This window comes from Chryseobacterium sp. G0162, assembly GCF_003815715.1.
GTDB lineage: Bacteria > Bacteroidota > Bacteroidia > Flavobacteriales > Weeksellaceae > Chryseobacterium.
The window spans coordinates 174,318-194,153 of record NZ_CP033922.1; the positions used below are offsets into that span (position 1 = coordinate 174,318).

The 19,836-nt window shown below is 35.5% G+C and carries 20 protein-coding genes; 8 read left to right on the forward strand and 12 right to left on the reverse strand.

Annotated features, from left to right (window positions below; all coding sequences use genetic code 11):
* Positions 1-317: 317 nt before the first annotated feature.
* The 4 genes from EG344_RS00910 to EG344_RS00925 all read left to right on the forward strand — a co-directional run bounded on the left by EG344_RS00910 (position 318) and on the right by EG344_RS00925 (position 4,647).
* Positions 318-1,178 (forward strand): polysaccharide deacetylase family protein, encoded by an 861-nt coding sequence (locus tag EG344_RS00910; RefSeq protein ID WP_123907864.1) that lies wholly within the window; start codon positions 318-320, stop codon positions 1,176-1,178.
* Positions 1,179-1,283: 105 nt separating this feature from the next.
* Positions 1,284-1,943, forward strand: a complete 660-nt coding sequence (locus tag EG344_RS00915) for a YggS family pyridoxal phosphate-dependent enzyme (RefSeq protein ID WP_123907865.1) — start codon at positions 1,284-1,286, stop codon at positions 1,941-1,943.
* A gap of 56 nt (positions 1,944-1,999) precedes the next feature.
* Positions 2,000-3,184 carry a sigma-54-dependent transcriptional regulator gene (locus tag EG344_RS00920; RefSeq protein ID WP_123907866.1) on the forward strand — a complete coding sequence of 395 codons (1,185 nt, stop codon included), beginning with the start codon at positions 2,000-2,002 and terminating at the stop codon, positions 3,182-3,184.
* 101 nt (positions 3,185-3,285) lie between these two features.
* Positions 3,286-4,647, forward strand: a complete 1,362-nt coding sequence (locus EG344_RS00925; RefSeq protein ID WP_123907867.1) for an MATE family efflux transporter — start codon at positions 3,286-3,288, stop codon at positions 4,645-4,647.
* Positions 4,648-4,726: 79 nt separating this feature from the next.
* Here the strand turns inward: EG344_RS00925 and EG344_RS00930 are convergent, their stop codons facing one another.
* The 3 genes from EG344_RS00930 to EG344_RS00940 all read right to left on the reverse strand — a co-directional run bounded on the left by EG344_RS00930 (position 4,727) and on the right by EG344_RS00940 (position 6,795).
* Positions 4,727-5,269, reverse strand: coding sequence for a hypothetical protein (locus EG344_RS00930; protein ID WP_123907868.1), 543 nt, complete (start codon positions 5,267-5,269; stop codon positions 4,727-4,729).
* A 17-nt stretch (positions 5,270-5,286) separates the two neighbouring features.
* Complete coding sequence (locus tag EG344_RS00935; protein ID WP_123907869.1) at positions 5,287-5,790, reverse strand: GNAT family N-acetyltransferase; 504 nt, start codon at positions 5,788-5,790, stop codon at positions 5,287-5,289.
* Positions 5,791-6,234: 444 nt separating this feature from the next.
* On the reverse strand, positions 6,235-6,795 hold the full coding sequence (locus tag EG344_RS00940; protein ID WP_123907870.1) for a Crp/Fnr family transcriptional regulator: 561 nt from the start codon (positions 6,793-6,795) through the stop codon (positions 6,235-6,237).
* A 76-nt stretch (positions 6,796-6,871) separates the two neighbouring features.
* Between EG344_RS00940 and EG344_RS00945 the strand changes: the two genes are divergently transcribed.
* The gene (locus tag EG344_RS00945; protein ID WP_123907871.1) at positions 6,872-7,561 is read left to right on the forward strand and encodes an HAD family hydrolase; all 690 of its coding nucleotides are present in this window, start codon (positions 6,872-6,874) and stop codon (positions 7,559-7,561) included.
* Positions 7,562-7,676: 115 nt separating this feature from the next.
* Here EG344_RS00945 and EG344_RS00950 read toward each other — a convergent pair whose 3' ends face one another.
* From EG344_RS00950 to era, 3 genes are all read right to left on the reverse strand, one after another.
* Complete coding sequence (locus tag EG344_RS00950; protein ID WP_185145580.1) at positions 7,677-10,079, reverse strand: alpha/beta hydrolase family protein; 2,403 nt, start codon at positions 10,077-10,079, stop codon at positions 7,677-7,679.
* A gap of 151 nt (positions 10,080-10,230) precedes the next feature.
* The gene (locus tag EG344_RS00955) at positions 10,231-10,659 is read right to left on the reverse strand and encodes a DoxX family protein (RefSeq protein ID WP_123855628.1); all 429 of its coding nucleotides are present in this window, start codon (positions 10,657-10,659) and stop codon (positions 10,231-10,233) included.
* Positions 10,660-10,726: 67 nt separating this feature from the next.
* Positions 10,727-11,602, reverse strand: a complete 876-nt coding sequence (era, locus tag EG344_RS00960) for a GTPase Era (protein ID WP_123855627.1) — start codon at positions 11,600-11,602, stop codon at positions 10,727-10,729.
* Positions 11,603-12,028: 426 nt separating this feature from the next.
* On the opposite strand from era, the gene EG344_RS00965 reads away from it, so the two are divergent.
* A complete protein-coding gene (locus EG344_RS00965) occupies positions 12,029-12,592 on the forward strand; it encodes a Crp/Fnr family transcriptional regulator (protein ID WP_123855626.1) in 564 nt (187 codons plus the stop codon).
* Between the two features lie 339 nt (positions 12,593-12,931).
* Positions 12,932-13,264 carry a DMT family transporter gene (locus EG344_RS00970; protein ID WP_045496196.1) on the forward strand — a complete coding sequence of 111 codons (333 nt, stop codon included), beginning with the start codon at positions 12,932-12,934 and terminating at the stop codon, positions 13,262-13,264.
* A gap of 112 nt (positions 13,265-13,376) precedes the next feature.
* Here the strand turns inward: EG344_RS00970 and EG344_RS00975 are convergent, their stop codons facing one another.
* The 6 genes from EG344_RS00975 to EG344_RS01000 all read right to left on the reverse strand — a co-directional run bounded on the left by EG344_RS00975 (position 13,377) and on the right by EG344_RS01000 (position 19,352).
* The gene (locus EG344_RS00975) at positions 13,377-14,144 is read right to left on the reverse strand and encodes a class I SAM-dependent methyltransferase (RefSeq protein WP_123855624.1); all 768 of its coding nucleotides are present in this window, start codon (positions 14,142-14,144) and stop codon (positions 13,377-13,379) included.
* The gene (gene map, locus EG344_RS00980) at positions 14,144-14,953 is read right to left on the reverse strand and encodes a type I methionyl aminopeptidase (protein ID WP_123907872.1); all 810 of its coding nucleotides are present in this window, start codon (positions 14,951-14,953) and stop codon (positions 14,144-14,146) included. Before map ends, EG344_RS00975 begins: the two co-directional genes overlap by 1 nt.
* Before the next feature lie 86 nt (positions 14,954-15,039).
* A complete protein-coding gene (locus tag EG344_RS00985; RefSeq protein WP_123855622.1) occupies positions 15,040-15,471 on the reverse strand; it encodes a BT0820 family HAD-type phosphatase in 432 nt (143 codons plus the stop codon).
* A gap of 99 nt (positions 15,472-15,570) precedes the next feature.
* Entirely contained in the window at positions 15,571-16,548 is a 978-nt protein-coding gene (locus EG344_RS00990) for an acyl-ACP desaturase (protein ID WP_123907873.1), read from the reverse strand.
* 150 nt (positions 16,549-16,698) lie between these two features.
* Entirely contained in the window at positions 16,699-18,240 is a 1,542-nt protein-coding gene (gene gpmI / locus EG344_RS00995; protein ID WP_123907874.1) for a 2,3-bisphosphoglycerate-independent phosphoglycerate mutase, read from the reverse strand.
* A gap of 182 nt (positions 18,241-18,422) precedes the next feature.
* Entirely contained in the window at positions 18,423-19,352 is a 930-nt protein-coding gene (locus EG344_RS01000) for a DUF2268 domain-containing putative Zn-dependent protease (protein ID WP_123907875.1), read from the reverse strand.
* A gap of 160 nt (positions 19,353-19,512) precedes the next feature.
* Between EG344_RS01000 and EG344_RS01005 the strand changes: the two genes are divergently transcribed.
* Complete coding sequence (locus EG344_RS01005) at positions 19,513-19,836, forward strand: translation initiation factor (protein ID WP_068943063.1); 324 nt, start codon at positions 19,513-19,515, stop codon at positions 19,834-19,836.

Here is a 19,836-nt window from a genome sequence, read left to right on the forward strand (position 1 = left end):
ACAATATTACCTTAACTTACATTGACGACCTATACTGTATCGTAATCTGTTAAAATAGAATAATTCCCACGCAAAGGAAGAATATAGTTATCTCAATAAAAATAGAGAAAGACTATCGCTTTAACATTTATAAATGTTAAGATTTATGGAAAACCAAATCATAAATTAACAATCAGTATTTTAATCAAAAAACACCTTAAAATAAAGTTCTTAAAATAATCTTAAAAAGAGAAAATACAACGAAATATGGCATATAATTTGTTAACATTCAATTGTTATTTTTAACAATTTTTAACAACACAATTTCAATTACCTTTATGAGAAAAATTTTTGCGGGAAAGTCAACAAATAAGACTTTTCTCGGGATGTTTGCATTGATGAGTGCAACTTCAGTACTATTAAACAGCTGTAATTTTAAAAATGATGTGAACGAAATGCTCAGTTCACAGGAACATCCTACCGCAAAAACCGCCCCTAAAATGGACGATGAAAGTGTAGATCCGGATAAAAGAGTGATCTATCTTACTTTTGATGATGGTCCCAATCAGGGAACCGAAAATCTTTTAAAAATTCTAGACAAAAGAAATGTGTGTGCCACCGCTTTTTTGGTTGGAAGACATGCTTATGGAAGCACAAAACAAAAAAATGACTTCAAGCTTCTAAAAGAAAATCCTCTAATTGAACTGGCCAACCACAGCTTCACCCATGCTCACAACAAATACTCTGATTTTTACAAAACTGCAGATGCTGTTGTTCGCGATTTTGATATCGCTAAAGATAGTCTGAAGCTTCACGATAAAATAGCAAGAACTCCCGGAAGAAATATCTGGAGACTTAACAATATTAATGTAACGGATATCAAAAGCTCCACTGCCGCTGCAGATGGCCTTAAAAGAGCTGGATACAAAGTCATTGGGTGGGATCTGGAATGGCGACCTACTCACAAGATGACATTGAAAGGAAGCCATGAAGCCATGCTGAAAAAAGTAGACAGCATCTTCCTTAATGATCTTGAAAAAACTTCAAGACATCTTGTTTTCCTTACCCATGACCAATACCTGAGAGATACAGATTCTATTAACGAATTGGATTTATTTATTGAAAAACTACAAAAAAGCAACAAGTTTGTTTTCAGAAAGATTTCTCAGTATCCGAAAATCAATGAAATATTGAACTAGTTCAGAAATTTAAAGAATAGATTGAAACAGGTTCTTCACAAGAAAAACCTGTTTTCTATCATTTTAAGCTTTGAACCTTACGCTAAATTTCAGAAATTTGCATTTATGAGTATTAAGGAAAATTATAAAGCGATACAAGATCAGCTTACGTCAGATGTTCAACTGGTTGCCGTTTCAAAAACGCATCCGGTTTCTGCTATTCAGGAAGTCTATGATCTTGGACAAAGAGTCTTTGGAGAAAACAAAGTCCAGGAACTGATGGAAAAAGCTCCTCTCCTGTCTCAGGATATTCAATGGCATCTGATCGGACACCTGCAGACTAATAAAGTGAAGTATATCGCTCCGTTCATCGATACCATCCAAAGTGTGGATTCAGAAAAACTGTTGGCTGAAATCAACAAAGAGGCAGGTAAAAACAATAGATCTATTAAAACCTTGCTTCAGGTAAAAATTGCGGCGGAAGAAAGTAAGTTCGGGCTTGAAATTCCAGAAGCAAAAGCCCTTTTCCAACAATACATCGATGGGAATTTCCCTCACATTGAAATTACAGGATTGATGGGAATGGCCACTTTTACAGATAATGAAGCACAAATCAGAAAAGAATTTTTAACTTTAAAGACGCTTTTTGATGAATTAAATCAACTAAAACCTTTAAAAACCTTATCAATGGGAATGAGTGATGATTTCCCTGTAGCTATTGAATGTGGTGCCAACTCTGTGAGAGTGGGATCTGCAATTTTCGGAAGAAGAGACTATTCCCAATAGAATATTTAGGTACGGTTTTTGCTAATAATTGAAACAAAAAATTTAAATTTGCGACTATGCAAAAAATCCTTATAGTAGAAGACGAAAAAGCAATCTCAGGAGTACTTCACAGTATTCTTTCTGACGAACTCACAGATTATGAATTTGTTATCGCCGAAGACGGCCTTGAAGGTTACAAACAGGTAGAAAAAGAAGATTTCGCGTTGGTGATCTCTGATATCAAGATGCCTAAACTTTCAGGAACCGAGCTTTTAAAGCAGAGTATGGTATTAAAACCTGAAACTACATTTATTATGATTTCAGGTCATGCTGATATTGATTCTGCCGTTTCCTGCCTGAAAGAGGGTGCATACGACTTTATTTCCAAGCCTATTGACATCAACAGGCTTATTACCAGTGTAAAGAATGCTTTAGCAAAAGAATCTCTGAAGAAAGAAAACAAAAGCCTTCAGACGGAAAACAAAACGTTAAAGAGAAAAGTCAATAAAAAATACCAGATGATCGGGAACTCTCCTGCCCTGCAGAAGATTCAGGATATGATCGAAAAGGTAGCGGTTTCTGATGCCAGAGTTTTGATTACAGGACCCAACGGTGCCGGAAAGGAATTGGTAGCTCATGCCATTCACAATCAAAGTGAGCGTGCAAGAGGACCAATGGTAGAGGTAAACTGTGCTGCTATCCCGTCTGAGCTTATTGAATCTGAACTTTTCGGACATGTGAAAGGTTCTTTCACGGGTGCTATTAAAGACAAGCAGGGGAAATTTGAACAGGCTAACGGAGGAACGATTTTCCTTGATGAGATTGGAGATATGAGCCTTATTGCTCAGGCTAAAGTATTGAGAGCCCTTCAGGAAAGTAAAGTATCTCCTGTCGGAAGCGACAAAGAGATAAAAGTTGATGTGAGAGTCATTGCAGCAACAAATAAAAATATGCAGAAAGAGATTGAGGAAGGGAAATTCAGAGAAGACCTTTACCACAGACTTTCTGTGATTGAAATTTATGTTCCGCCATTGGATGACAGAAAAGACGATATCAAATTATTGGTTGAACATTTCTCCGGTATGATTGCTGATGAGCATGGTACTGCTATGAAAAAGTTTGATGATAAAGCTATTGATGCTTTAAAAGCTCTTTCGTGGACTGGAAATATCAGGGAGCTAAGGAATGTTGTGGAAAGATTGATTATTCTTGGTGGAAATACTGTTTCTGAAAGTGACGTTGCAAGTTTTGTAAGGAAATAATACAACTATTATTACAATATTATAAAAATTTGCAGTACCACTACTGCAAATTTTTTTTTTGGACTATTTTGAATGATAAACGATATGAATCTTAAAATACTATGAAATTTTTAAACAAAAACTACACAAAAGAATGCCTGACTTTGGCTCTACCTGTAATGCTTACCCAGGTAGGGCAAGTTTCAGTGAATTTATTCGACAATATTATTGTCGGGAAACTTTTAGGCGCTGATGCTTTGGCGTCTGTTTCATTAGGTAATGCCGTGTTCTTCTCCATATTTGTATTGGCCCTTGGATTTTCATTTGCCATACCACCATTGGTTTCAGAAGCACATTCAAAGCATGATCATGATACGATTAACTCTGTGTTCAGTCATGGTTTTGTAATTAATATGACGGTGGGAATATTGCTTATGGTTATTCTTTTATTGGGAATGCCCCTGCTCTACCACTCAGGACAGCCAGCAAAGATTATTCCTGATACGGTAGACTTCTTAAGCATTATGGTCATCAGTATGATTCCATTTATGGCCTTTCAGACCCTTCGTGAGGTTTCTGAAGGTCTTTCGTACACTATTGGAGTAACTAAGGCGACCATTATTGCCAACATTATCAATATTGTCTTAAACTATGTATTCATCAAAGGACTTTGGGGATTTCCTCCAATGGGTGTAAAAGGATCTGCATTAGCAACCTTAATATCCAGAATTTTCATGGTTGTCTTCCTTTATTTTGTATTGCTGAAGGAAAAGAGAACAAGACGTTATATCAAGGATTTTTCGCTAAAAATTCAAAGCTTCTCAAAAGCAATGTTTAATAAAATGGTACGACTTGGATTACCTACCGCATTGCAGATGTTCTTTGAGGTAACTGCTTTTGCCGGTGCAGCATTCATCTGCGGATTAATTTCTGCACATGATATTGCCTCTCACCAGATTGCTTTGAGTATGGCTTCGTTCACCTTCAACCTTTGCGTTGGATTTAGTGTGGCTTCTACGGTAATGATTGGAAGAAAACTGGGTGAACAAAACTTTGTTGAGCTAAGAAAAGTCGGGATTAATAACCTAAAGATTGCTTTTATCTTTATGTGTATCTGTGGATTGGTTTTTATCCTGGGACGAAACATACTGCCAACATTCTTCACGAAAAAAGAAGAGGTTGAAGTAATCACCCTGGCTTCCAAATTGATGATTATTGCGGCTTTATTCCAGCTTTCAGATGGTATCCAGGTAACAGCTTTAGGAATGCTGAGAGGGCTACAGGATGTGAAGATCCCGTCAATCTATACTTTTATTGCCTATTGGGTGATTACGATTCCTTTAGGCTATTTCTTCTGTGTAACATTGGAAATGGGAGCTTTCGGAATGTGGATCGCTCTTGGATTAGGATTAACGGTTTCTGCCGTCTTCCTCGTTAAACGATTCCTGAATATGTCTGCTAAACGAATTAAGCAGAATACATAATATTTAAGAGGCTGTTTCAGTAGAAACAGCCTTTTATTTTTCTCGCAGATCTCGGAGATTACGCAGATTTCTTATTATTTTAAATTATAATTCCACCATAGCCAATATAAGTCAGTTTTGCACCTTCAACAAAATCATTAAAACTTGTATTTGTATCAGCATTTTCATTATAAAGTTCAAAATAATACTCTTCAGGATTAGAACTATTTCCTATTTTTTCTACTATCCCATTTTGTAAGGTTTCATTGTTACGGAATACCCAGAATTTGAATCTTTTAGTTTTAGGATTTATATCCAGCAAAGGCAATTCATCCATCATTGAAATCTTTACCATTGGACTCCTATTAATAACCATTGGGTATAATAATCCACTTCCAAGAATTAATTTAAACTTATTATCTAAATTTTCAGGAAATTCTATATGATAAACTACATTAATAATTACCTTATTATTTTCAATCTTAATCTGAGATTTGAGATATCTTGAATACCCCTGTTTTATATATTGGGTTTCAAAATGTTCTTTCGCAGAGTAATATTTCCCACTATTGATATCTTCTGTCTGTCCTTTCCCTTTAATAAAAAAGAGCAGCATCAATGAGCTTATAAATATTTTACGCATGAGAAATAATTAAATATTTATCCTATTCTTTTTCCTAAAATCTTCAGACTTCGTTCAATACCATCCAAAATGGCTACATCCGGAAGAGTTCCCCAATCTTCAAATCCAAAGTATCGGAATAGCTTCAGACTTGGCTCATTATGAAGAAAAATAAGCGCTACCAGGTTATTCACCCCAAACTTTCCTGCATTGTCAATACAATACTGAAGAATCGTTTTACCATAGCCTTTTCCTCTACAGCTTTCATCCAGATAAATACTTACTTCCACCGTTCCACTGTAAGCTGCTCTTTCATGAAATGAACTGAAACTTACCCAACCTACAATCTGGCTATCTGTATCTTCTACGATCCAAAGCGGTCTGGTCTCCTCATTATGCTCTTTGAACCATTGTACTTTACTCTCTACAGAAACTTCTTCCACGTCTGCAGTCACCATTCTTGAGGCAATGGTTGAGTTATAAATCGCTACAATTGTATTTAAATCGGCTAATTCGGCATTTCTGAACTTTAGTAATTCCATTGGTATTGTATTCAACTTTTATGATGCAAAAATAATAATTTTTCCAAATACCCCATTTATTTTAATCAATTAAATATTTTTAATTAAAAAAAACAAAATCACCCCTTATAAAAATAACATACAAAGATAAAACAATCATTTTTTTACAATACGCAAAGACTAATAAGATATGAAGATTGGATATTTTTTAGTTGCAAAGATTTTATTTACGATAAAATTGAAAGCGGCTTGTAATGTCACGAATGCACGAATAATCTATCAGCGTATAAAACCTATGTGGCTATGGGTTAAAAAGAATAATTTTTACCACATAGATATATAGAATATTGTGAATAAAAGTTAGTTTAAAAGTGTTATTTTTCCTTGCTAAGGATCTTTGATTCTCTTGTGTCTTAACAACAGTTAGCATTATATTTCTTTGTGCATTTGCGTTTACCAACACAATTAATTCAAATCTTTCAAGATCCTGTTCAGGCTTCTCACTGTGATTCCTAAATACGCAGCCATATCTTCTTTGGAAATCAGGATATTTTGTTTAGACTGCATTTTAAGTAGCTGTGTCAAAGTATGCTCTACTGTATAAAGCTGTTGATAAGAAGCTCTGCTAGTGGTATTAATAATACGTTCCGCAAAAGAATTTAGTAACAAGTTATTCAGGATAAGATCTGTCTGCATCAATTTATTGAAATAAGGCAGCCTTATGGTGTACACTACAACTTCCGTTAATGCTTCAATCCCGCACAGACAAGGAATATTTTTGATCAGTTCCACTTCTCCTAAGATCTCGCCGCTTCCCAGAAATTCAACGATATATTCTTTTCCGTTCTCTTCTTCAAAGTAGCATTTTGTAATCCCTTCTTTAATTAACATGACCTTAGAAACGGAATGATCCTGAATCAATAATTTCTGCCCTTTGGAGAATGATTCCAGGATAATATTCCCCACCCTTTGTTTTTGGTAAAGTGCTTCAAGATGGCTTAAAAATGACTGATTCGTTCGTAACATATATTTTCGGGACAATTGTCCTTTGCCGGTTTAATTTTTATTCTGAATTTTGCGAACAGAAATTTACAAAACAAAAATGAATAATCATACTACAACAATAGCCTTTGACGCAGATGACACTCTTTGGATCAATGAACCTTACTTTCAGGAAGCAGAAAAGGAGTTTTGTATATTACTTGAAGATTATCTTCCTCAGCATTCTGTCTCCCAGGAACTCTTTGCAACAGAGATGAAAAACCTTCATCTATATGGATATGGAGTAAAAGGATTTATGCTCTGTATGGTTGAGACTATTGGAAGAGTATCAAATAATACAGCATCCTTACAATTGGTTAATAAAGCCATTGAATTAGGTCAGGAACTTCTCCAAAAACCGATTGAATTATTAGATGGAGTCACAGAAACGCTTGAAAGTCTGAAAGGAAAATACAGGCTCGTTGTGGCTACAAAAGGAGATTTACTAGATCAGGAACGTAAGTTGAAAAATTCAGGATTACAGAACTATTTCCATCATATTGAAATCATGAGTGATAAAAAGGAACATGATTATAAAAAACTGCTAAAGCATCTTGATTGTCAGCCGGAAAATTTCCTTATGCTTGGAAATTCTATCAAGTCAGATATCTTACCTGTACTGGAAATCGGCGGATCAGCAGCTCATATTCCTTATCATGTTACCTGGGACCATGAGCAGCATGACGTGAATCTTGATCATGAAAACTTTATGGAATTGAAAAGTATTAATGAGATCTTACAATTTATTTAAGCTTAGAGGTTGATTACGCTTTTAAGAATATTGAGTAAGGCTTCACCGTGCTCTAAATTTTCTTATTGTTCTAAGATATAAAAAAGGCTATTCATTCCTGAATAGCCTTTTTCTATTATTTTTTCAGACATTTTTCAAGGAACTGATCCTGTTCCCATAAAACGTGGAATATATTCTCTTTGGCCTGGTATCCGTGTGACTCTTTTGGAAGAAGAACCATTCTTACCGGTGCTCCAAGGTTTTTCAAAGCCTGGAAATATCTTTCCGTCTGTAAGGTAAAGGTTCCCGGGTTGTTATCTGCATCACCGTGAATCAGAAGCAAAGGGGTTTTCATTTTGTTTGCATTCATAAACGGAGACATGGTGTTGTAGATCTCCGGAACATCCCAGTAATTTCTTTGCTCACTCTGAAATCCAAATGGTGTTAACGTTCTGTTATAAGCACCACTTCGTGCAATACCACAAGCAAAAAGATTAGAATGTGTTAATAAGTTAGCTGTCATAAATGCTCCATAAGAGTGACCTCCAACAGCAACTTTCTTTTTATCAATATACCCCAATTGATCTACAGCATTAATTGCCGCATCAGCATCGGCTACCAGTTGTGTAATAAAGGTATCATTGGGTTCTGTTTTTCCTTCTCCGATAATCGGGAATGCAGCATTATCTAAAACAGCATATCCTTTAGTCACCCAATACACGAAAGAGCCGTAATATGGGAAAGTAAAGTCGTTATCATTCTGAGTACTCTGTCCCGCTGTATTCTTATCTTTAAATTCTCTTGGATAAGCCCAGATCAGTAAAGGTAATTTTTCTTTCTTTGCCTTTCTGTCATAGTTTGCCGGCAAATAAAGAGTTCCCGTCAATGTAACACCATCATTTCTTTTATAAGTAATAACTTCTTTATAGACATCTTTAATGCTTTCAAAAGGATTGGCAAAGTGAGTTACTGCTTCAGCTTTATTAGACTTAATATTCTTTTTATAGAAGTTCGGATATAGACTGGATGATTCTTGTGTTGTTAAGATCTCTCCTTTTGAAGGATTTAAAATATCCACAATCTTTTCTTTAGCCCCTTTAAGGTTAGAAGAATAAAGTCTTTTTTTCTTCAATGACTTGATATCCATTTCATCAATAAACGGATGCTGCCCATCTTTTGTAAACCCATCCCCGATCAGATATGCCTTTCCGCCTTTCATATCGATAACGGATCTACCGTATTGGTTTTTCACAGTGTTGAAATTTCCTGGATCACTATATACATCCTGAGAGTTTCTATCATCTATAACCTTTGATTCTCCATTGTTAAGATCAACCAGGAAAGTTTTGGTATTTCTGGTATCATACCATTCTTCAGATACTAACGCATAGTGGTCATTCGTCCAATCTATATCCTCAAATCTCTGTTTGATTTTGAAGAATGATTTAGGAGCTGCTGCAAACGGTGCATCCCAGGTAAAGATTTCATCTCTGTATTCTGCAGTTTTATATTGATCTCCACCGTCAAGGGCTTCTGTAAAAACTAAAGTCGCCGGAGCATCACTTCTCCAAGTCATTTCTCTTTTTCCTGTTCTTACAGATGAAAATCCTTTAGGCATAATTTCATTCAAAGGAATTTCATTCACAACTTTTACAGTATTTCCTTTCGTGTCATATACCGTTGTAGTCATAGGAAACCTGTTTAACGGGACGATATAAGAAAATGGCTTTTTAATGACTGAAGACAGCAGGTAATTTCCATCCGGGGAAAAACTTAATCCTGTGTACAAATCCTGGTTCATTACCTTTTTAAGAGTACCATTAAGATCTACGTTGAAGACTTCAGAGGTTACTAATGTTTCAAAGTTCTTTTCATCCTGAGGATTCTTTAAAAGATCCTGGTATGTTCTATTTTGGGAGACTTTTCCATCTGCTGTAGAAACAATGGGTCCTGTAGGCAGGTCTTTTCCTGAATCAATCAGAGCAGGTCTGTTTTGAGGCAGCGTTCTAATAAGAAGACTTTTGGAATCATTATACCAAAGATATGGGTTTCCTAAATTGGCATTCAGGATATCTCCTGTAATCTTTTTGGCTGTAGCAGATTCCAGGTCTACAAGCCATAATTCTACTCCTTTGTTTGTGGTATTGGTAAAAGTCAGTTTCTTTTCGTCTGGTGAAAACTGAACATAAGCAATTTTAGCTCCTGCAGGCAAATTCTTTACCTGAACTTCATTTTTATCACTGAACTTTCTTATTTTAAGATTGTTAAAATAGGTTACCGTACTGGCAATATTTGTAACCGGATTGATTCTTAATCCACCCAGTTTCATTTCCTGTTGATTAAGATCATCCAACGTCTTATATGTTGAACGATAGGTAAAAACTACCCAGTCTTTTTTGTTATTCATTAAGACAGATGGCGGTCTTTCGTAATCTGCAAGTTTCAGGATTTCAGCAGAAGGTTTTTGATAAGTAATATTCTCCTGTGCATCATAAAAATTGAGAAATGCCAGCAGGCAAATTGTCAGTTTTATCTTCATATAGATTTATTTTCTACGAATGTAGTGATTTTTAAGATAAATTTACCATAAAAATACATCTATAATCCCCAATAATAAAGACATTTATAAAAATAACTCCAATAAAAAAGAGCACCCGAGGATGCTCTTTTTATTATATATAATAAGGTTTTTACCAATCTGAAGCTCTTTTTCTTCTTTCAATCATATGATCTACAGAAACTTTTCCGGCTCCGATAATCATCAGAAGAAGATATACAGAAAGATAGATAAGACTCATCTCTCTTTTTTCAAAAGGATCTGCTCCATGAACTACAAATCCGGCAATGACCATTGTAAAGATCAAGAAACCTAAGGCAACTCTCGTAAAAAGCCCTAATATCAGCAGAATTGAACAAACAAACTCAGCAAGTACTGTAAGGATCAGGGTAATTTGCGGTCCCATTCCCAGGAAGTCAAAAAATTCAATTTTTCCACCCGCCAACAGCATCTGAAGTTTTGGATATCCATGAGAAAGCATTGCAAAACCAACAAATACTCTTACTGCTAATAAAATAATATCTTTAGGTATTGAGCTCGAATTTGAATTATTGTAGTTCATTTACTAAAAAATTTAGACTAAGGTAATAAAAATCTTTTAATACAACGGGTTTTACAGCATTTTTAGTCTATCTGTAACCAAAATTCTTAAGATCTCTGTCATTCTTTCTCCAGTCTTTTTTCACCTTAACAAATAAATTTAAGTGAATTTTCTTAGAAAAGAACTTCTCCAGGTCTAATCTTGCTTCTGTACCTACTTTTTTGATAGCCTCTCCTTTATGTCCGATAATAATTCCCTTTTGGGTATCTCTTTCCACATAAATGATAGAATCAATGAAGATAATACCTTCTTTTTCTTTGAACTGCTCAGTCACTACTTCCACAGAATATGGAATTTCTTTATCATAATTCAAAAGAATTTTCTCACGAATGGCCTCGTTTACAAAGAATCTTTCTGGTTTATCTGTATACTGATCCTTATCATAATAAGGTGGGTTCTCAGGCAATAAAGATTTTAGCTTAGGTAAAATAACCTCAGTATTAAAGGCATTAAGAGCAGAAATAGGAAGAATTTCCGCTTTTGGAATCTTATTGTGCCAATCTTCTACTAATTTTTCAAGTCCTGCCTGATCAGTCTGATCTACTTTATTTAATAACAAAAGGACAGGAACAGGGATTTTATTTAATTTATCAATTAAGAACTCGGAAGGTTCAGCTTTGTCCGTTACATCAACAATAAACAGGAATACATCGGCATCCTGAAGGGAATCCTTTACAAAATCCATCATTTTTTCCTGCAATCCATATTTAGGATCCAATACTCCCGGAGTATCGGAAAATACGATCTGAAGGTCCTCTTCATTATAAATACCAAAAATTCTGTGACGGGTTGTCTGGGCTTTCTGCGTTACAATCGCCAATTTCTCTCCCATTAATTGGTTTAGAAGTGTTGATTTTCCCGCATTGGGCTTTCCAACTATGTTTACAAATCCAGCTTTGTGCATAAAAATAATATTACGAACTGCAAAGTTAGTAAAACAAAATTGGTCTTTACCGTTAATCTCAATATTTAAAAGAAAAAAGCGAGTTATTTGTCTTTGGAGTACATTTCAAAAAGATTTTTTGAAAAAATTATAACACTAGTTTTTTGAACTTATACATTTTACCATCAAGTCTCAAAAGTTCTTAAAACCTTAAGCTTACTTTAGAAAATTTTAAATGATGCTGCAAGAAGAACACACTAGTTTGTTTTGAAAATCTAAGATTTTCATGGATATGCAACAGAATATCAAAAATTTAATATTCTCCTCCTTTAATGGAGTTACAGATTGATAGGCACTTTCTTTCTACCTTTCTCACAAAAAACTACAAAATAATCTTGTATTGCATTACCTAAAACTGATATTTTTGAATATTAGAATTCATCTTTTATGAATATAGACCAGATTCTTGACCAGATTTATACACTCCCTGAAGACTCGAAAAATAGTTTAAAAACCTATATCTCTGAAGTTTCCCATCCCAAAGGATACTGTTTGATGGAAGCAGATAAGGTTATCCCTTACGTTTATTTTATCCGTAAAGGAATTGCCCGTGCCTACTCTTCTACTTCAGATAATGATATTACGTTCTGGTTCGGCAGTGAAGGTCAGTGCGTCCTTTCTATGAAAAGTTATGTGGAAGATAAACCAGGTTATGAAAGCATTGAACTACTGGAAGACTGTGATCTGTACAGACTTGAAACCGAAAATCTCAAAAAACTGTTTAATGAGGATATTCATATTGCCAATTGGGGTAGAAAGCTGGCGGAATTGGAAATGATAAAATCTGAAGAGCTGATTATCTCAAGACAATTTAAAACCTCACTGGAACGGTATAAAGATATTATCCAGTATCAACCGGAGTTACTCAAAAGAGTTCAGCTTGGATATATTGCCTCCTACCTTGGAATTACACAGGTGAGTCTGAGCAGAATCCGTGCGGAGATTAAGTAAAAATTATGTTTAAGGATAGAAGCGTTTTAAGTTTTGGCTAAAGCCAGAGGAAAGCTAATTTATATTGAAAGCAGACTAAAGTCCGCTCCTATTCACATTATGGTGTATGTGATAGCAATATTGATGATTATTTATTGAAATAAAAACAAGCAGCTAACAGCTTTTATCTAAAAAGCCCTCATGAATTAAGCAACAGAACATCATCCATTCTAACTACTATAACACCTCTATTCCAGTTCCCAACCTCCGGCCTACTTCCTAAAAAAACTCATTTTTTAACAATTGTAAAATTTTTTCTCCGTTCAATTTCTGAAATTTGTAACAGAAAAATTTTAAAAAATGAATTGGATAATATTAGTTATCGCAGGATTATTTGAGGTTGCCTTTGCCTCTTGTTTAGGAAAGGCAAAAGAAACATCAGGGACGGAAATGTATCTTTGGTACACCGGTTTTCTGATAACGATGACTATCAGTATGCTTCTTCTGATCAAAGCTACGCAAACATTACCTATTGGTACTGCTTATGCGGTATGGACAGGAATTGGAGCGGTAGGAACAGCTTTAATGGGAATTATCTTCTTTAAAGACCCTGTAAGTTTCTGGAGAGTATTTTTTATTGTAACACTTATTGGATCAGTTGTAGGTTTAAAAGCTGTTTCTTCATCACATTAAGATAAAAATATAAACTTCTATCTATATTTAAAAATGAAACCGCCTTCGTTATGAAGACGGTTTTGTTTTGATTATATTTCAGAATGCTCTGCTTCTTACTTTATATTTCTTATTATTTTTTGAAGACTAAGGGTAAGATTTCATTGCTTCTTAACCCATATTTCTTTATTTCTTCTTCTGAAAATTTCTGCGAATAGAAATTGATATCTGTTTCAAATCCTGCATTTCTTAAACGGTCAAAATAATCCATTCCGTACCAGCGTACATGATCGTATTGACCAAAATGTTTCTGGCGTTCTTTCGGATCTTTGATGGTAAAATCTTCATAGGTTGTTGCCAGTGAATTTTTCATCGGAACCTGAAGAATTCCCCATCCTCCGGGTTTCATTACCCTGTACAATTCGCTCATTGCTTTTGCATCGTCTTCAATGTGTTCCAGAACATGGTTACAGAAAACAATATCAAAGCTGTCGTTCTCGAAAGGTAAATCAAGAATATCAGCCTTCACATCTACAATAGGAGAATATAAGTCTGCCGAAATATAATTCAGATTACTCATTCTCTTGAATTTTCTCAAAAATTCCTGTTCGGGAGCAATATGTAGTACTTTATAATTTTTAATGAAAAAATCGGTTTCGTTCTGAAGATACAGCCACATCTGGCGATGTCTCTCCAGACTCAAGGTTCCCGGAGAAAGAGCATTCTCTCTTTGTTTCCCATAGCCATAAGGCAAAAACTTTCGATATGACCTTCCATCAATGGGATCATAAAACTCATCTCCTTTGAAAAACTGATAAATAAGCGGTCTTGCCCAAATGCTCATTTTAATAAGCATGGGACGTGGAATTTTATTCAGTAAAAGCTTAGTTATCTTCTTCATTAAAAATCCAGTTGGAAAGGCTTCTCTTCGTCACTTACGATCCCTAACGCTTCGTATACATAATCAAATGTAGAAAGCAATACCGGCTTACCATTGATTACCGCTACATCGTGCTCAAAATGCGCAGATGGCAGGTTATCTAAAGTAGTTACCGTCCAGCCATCATTATGGAATTTTACTTTTTCAGTTCCAAGGTTAATCATCGGTTCAATAGCAATGGCTAAACCGTCTTTAATCACCTTTCCACTTCCTTGTTTTCCATAGTTAGGAACCTGTGGATCTTCGTGCATCTGTCTTCCTAAACCATGTCCTACAAGCTCTCTTACGACACCATATCCTTCTTTTTCACAATGTGCCTGGATAGCATGAGAGATATCTCCGATTCTTTTTCCTCTGATACATTGCTCAATCCCTTTATAAAGAGATTCTTTCGCAACTTTCAACAACTTTTTAACTTCCGGCTTTACTTCTCCGATTTCAAAAGTATAGGCATGATCTCCCACAAATCCGTTAAGGATCACTCCACAGTCTACGGAAAGAACATCTCCTTCTTTTACCACTTCATTATTCGGAAAACCGTGAACTACCTGCTCATTAGGAGAAATACAAAGAGAGTTCGGGAAACCTCCGTATCCTAAAAATGCAGGTTGTGCACCATGATCTTTAATAAAATCGTGTGCTAACTTATCCAAATATAAAGTTGTAATTCCCGGTTTAATTTCTTTTGCCAACATTCCCAATGTTTTAGAAACCAATCGGGCGCTCTCCTTCATCAGACGCAGTTCGTCTATTGTTTTTAATTGAATCATTGTATTAATTTACCAATGTATTAATGTATCAGTGTATCCATATTGATCGATAAATTGGTACACTGTTAAATTGTTATATTTTTATTTTACCAGAAAAGTCCTTTTTTCTTTTCTTTTTTAAGTTTTGAATAAGCCAAAACTTCTCCTCCTTCTACACGGAATTCTATTCTTTCCTGAATAATATTGTAGATTTCACCCCATCCCGGGAACCCACCAATATTTCTGTCATCAATGAACCAGTCTGCATCTAATTTTCTCGATTGATTTGCGGAATCAAAAACCTCTCCTTCGAAGCTTGAATTCACTGCATAAAATTCCAATCCGTTCTTTTTGCAGAATTCTACTGCTTCATCTAACGTTTTTCCGTGTCTGTATGTCCAAAGAATAAGCCTAAATCCTTCTGCCTGTAATCTTTTCAAGGTCTCGAAAGCGAAGATCTTTGCCTTTCCAATTCCTGGGTAAGCATCATCAACAATAGTTCCGTCAAAGTCAACAGCAATCTTTTTATTATTTAACATTTTGTTCTTTTTTTAGCTTTGCAAAGATAAGAAATAAAAAAGAGTGCCAAATAGAAAGGCACTCAATACTTTTATAATTTAAAATAATAATATGGGCTACTAGCTCTTAACCCAGTTAAACTGGAACTGAAGATCCGGAGTAGAAACTCTGTCTGTAATCTTCTGTAGTCTTGAAGGAAGCTTCATCAGGTATTCCTGAGCTTTTTCTGCTTTTTCTGTAAGACCTTTTACGTGCTCAATCTTCCATTCATCCAACAGATCTTTCATAATGTTGATATAATCCTGACCGGTATATACCATACATCTTTGTGCTGCATCTGAGAAGTGTCCCCAAAGTTCACCTGCCTTCTGTCCTGATTGTCTCATCAGGTGAGCAGGCATTACAATCTTCTTGCGCATCATATCTTCGAAAGCAAGAATCATTTCTGATGGATCTATTTCAAGGATTTTAGCTACGAAATGCTTGTAAGCTTTTGCGTGTCTCGCTTCGTCTGCTGCAATTACACCGCACATTTTAGCTAATTTTCCGTTTCCGGATTGTTTTGCTAATGTTCCTACTCTTCTGTGAGAGATATTGGTTGCTGTTTCCTGGAAACTTGTATAAATGAAATTTCTGTATGGGTCCATGCTTGTTCCCAAGTCGAATCCATCATTAATAAGATATTGAGTGGTAATTTCTACCTCCCTCATATTTACTCTACCACACAGGTAAAGGTATTTGTTTAATAAATCTCCGTGCCTGTTCTCTTCTGCAGTCCAAGCTCTTACCCAGTTTGCCCAGCCTACTTTTTCTTCCTGATTAATTCCGTCAACCCCCATTAACCAAGACTCATAAGAAGGAAGAGCTTCTTCTGTGATACAGTCTCCAATCAAGGTTACAAAAAGGTCGTAAGGCATTTCACGGGCAAAAGTCTGAATTTCTTCAAGATCATGTTTAAATTCATCGCTTGAAGGATCTGGTAAATAATCAGAAGGCTGCCAAATTTTTTCAATTGGCGTTAAAAATTTATCAAGAAAAGAACCTACTTCCTTTTCCAATAATCCCATTACTTCTTTCCTAACAAGCTTTTGATACATTTTTATATTCAGTTTTTAATTAGCAAAGATATGATTTATTTATTATTTAACGCATAATAAAGTATGCAACTCATACCTTATCTGACATAAATCATAAAAAAATGCCGATATACAAGTATAACGGCATTATTATAACAATATTATTGAATTTTAACTAACTAAAATATCTCCTGTCATTGCATTTGGTATTTCAACCCCCATTACATTAAGGATTGTAGGGGCTACATCACCCAGTTTTCCTGGTTTTAAGTTCCATGTACGGTCTTTATCCATGACAATGAAAGGGACCAGATTGGTTGAGTGTTGAGTATTAGGAGTTCCATCAGGATTCAGCATAACATCTGAATTTCCGTGGTCAGCCAGAATAAATACGGCATATCCGTTTTCATAGGCTGCTGTAGCTACTTTTTCAATACATGCATCTACTGTTTCTGCAGCTTTTACAGCGGCTTCAAATACTCCTGTATGGCCTACCATATCTGTATTCGCAAAATTCAGACATACAAAATCTGCAGTTCCTTGCTCCAGTTCCGGAACAATCGCATTGGTAATGTCGTAAGCGGACATTTCAGGTTTTAAATCATATGTAGGAACGTCTTTTGGACTCGGACATAACAGTCTTTTTTCTCCATTGAATTCTTCTTCTCTTCCTCCTGAGAAGAAGAAAGTAACGTGAGGATATTTTTCTGTTTCAGCAATTCTGATCTGGGTTTTCCCGTTATTCTCCAAAACTTCCCCCATTGTTTCTGTTAATACATTTTCATCAAATACCACCTGAACATTCTGGAATGTTTTATCATAGTTGGTCAACGTAATATAATTAAGGTTAAGTTTCTTCATTGAGTATTCAGGAAAGTCTTTCTGTGAAAGTACTTCTGTAATTTCTCTTCCTCTGTCTGTACGGAAGTTGAAGCAGATTACCACATCATTATCGATAATTTTTGCTACCGGAACAACGTTTCCTGTAGCGGTTGTATTGACTAAAATGATAGGTTTAAGGAATTCATCTGTCACATTATTGTCATATGAATCTTTGATCGCTGCTAATGCATCGGTTGTTTCGAATCCAATTCCTTCCACAAGTGCATCATAAGCCAATTTCACACGTTCCCATCTCTTATCTCTGTCCATTGCGTAGTATCTTCCTACAACAGTAGCCAGTTTTCCGGTAGTTGCTTCCATATGGTTCTGAAGTTCTTCAATGAAGCCTAATCCGGAATGCGGATCGCAGTCTCTTCCGTCTGTAAATGCATGTACAAAAACATTTTCATTTAACCCAAATTCTTTGGCTGCAGTCAATAATCCTTTCAGGTGATTGATATGTGAGTGTACTCCTCCATTGGAAACCAGTCCTATAAAGTGTACTTTTTTGTTTTCTTTTTTAGCATAATCAAAAGCATCCTGAATCACTTTTTCCTGTCCCAGGGTTCCGTTTTCAACAGCCATATTCAGTTTTACCAGATTTTGGTAAACGACTCTTCCGGCTCCAAGGTTCATATGGCCTACTTCAGAATTTCCCATCTGTCCTGCAGGAAGACCAACCGCTAAACCGCTTGCTTCAAGAGTAGTGTGTGGAAATTTTTGGTAGCAGCTATCTATAAATGGTGTGTTTGCTTTGTCTATGGCAGAAACTTCAGGGTTTGTTCCTAGTCCCCATCCGTCAAGGATTGCTAATATTGCTTTTTTTGACATTTTGTAAAACTTTAGTACACAAATTTATTGAATTTCCGATGAATAGACGAATTTGAAACCTCCAATTTTATACCACTCTCATAGTCAAGACCCTACCCTTGAAACAAGGCCAGGGTTTGTAATTTGGTAATATCTGGCAGATCTTACATATATCATTATCTTGATTTAATTTTCCAATACGATTATTCTTTAAAAAAGTCTTCGAATTTCATATTGTTTTTCTTAGTGTATTCTTTGATATAGGAATCCAGGAAACCACTTTCTTTTAAGAACTTTAAAGGATCTGTAATATGTAAAATATCCTGAACCGCTTTATGTTTATCTAGCTGTTTATTGAAATAGGCCTCACTAATCTTATATCCCATCCAATATCCTAGGTCATTGGGACGGTCGTCCTTTTTAGTAGTTCCGTAAAGCCAATCCATAGGACTGCTTGTTTTTAATACGGTTACGAATTCTCTGTATAATGCATCAGAATGAGCCTCACCATATTGATAAAATGGGCTGTTATTCGTCTCTCCTGAGACCAGTTCACTGATAAAATCTGCACTTCCTTCCATAAGGCAGTATTTCAGTAAATTATCTTTCCCTTTAATGTCTTGCTGAAAATGAACCAATTCATGAGAAATAAGGCCAACAATTCCATCCAGGTTTCTAAGGTTTTCTGTTCCAATCATCACTCCGTCATTAGTAAAAGTCCCACCAGTGTTGAATCTTCCGTATACAAAATAGATTGGTGGAAATTTAGCTTGAGGATACCAATATTTCATTCCACTGTAAATAGATCGGATTCTTTTTTCTTTTTGCTTTAATCCTGACAATACATTACGGCTTTCCAGATAATCTGCTTTTCTCTTTTTTACCATCGTATATAAGGAATCAGCATTGATGATTCGGTTTTCCGTAAAACCCTTCACTCCAGGAGAACCATTTTTCATATAGTCTATAAAAGGATTTTGTTTTGAGGTATCCATTTTATCAAATGCTTTCCAGAAGTTTTCGGTATCTTTTGTTTCAAAAACAGCACCCAAAGGATCTGTAGAAAAACCGGTTTGAGCGTTTGTCATCCCGAAGGTCAAAAGTAAGGCAGCAAGGATATGATGAGTCTTCATATTAGTTTTTAAAATTAACGATCAAAAATATGAAAAATTGCCCCTCATTTAAATTTGAAAACATATTTTTCAGCATCAAACTTTCCTATTCTTCTAAAAAGGTTTATAATTTCAGAAACAGTTCTTTTATAAATCCATAAATCTTTTTTAATTTTGCGGTATGGATTTACGTGATCAATTGAAGAATCTTTTTCCTGAACATGAAGAGCAGGATTTTGAAATGCCTGAAGAAGAATTCAAGCAGAAAGAACCTTTAGTGTGCAAATTTGAGAAGAAGGGAAGAAATGGTAAGCCTGTAACCATTGTTGAAGGCTGGGAAGGGAGTGAGGAGGACCTTAAAAAAATCTCAAAGAAAATAAAAACCACCTTAGGAATAGGCGGTTCTGAAAAGGACGGAACGATTATCATCCAGGGAGATAACCGTGATAAAATAATGGCTATCCTTAAAGATATGGGTTATAAAACCAAACGTGTTGGCGGATAG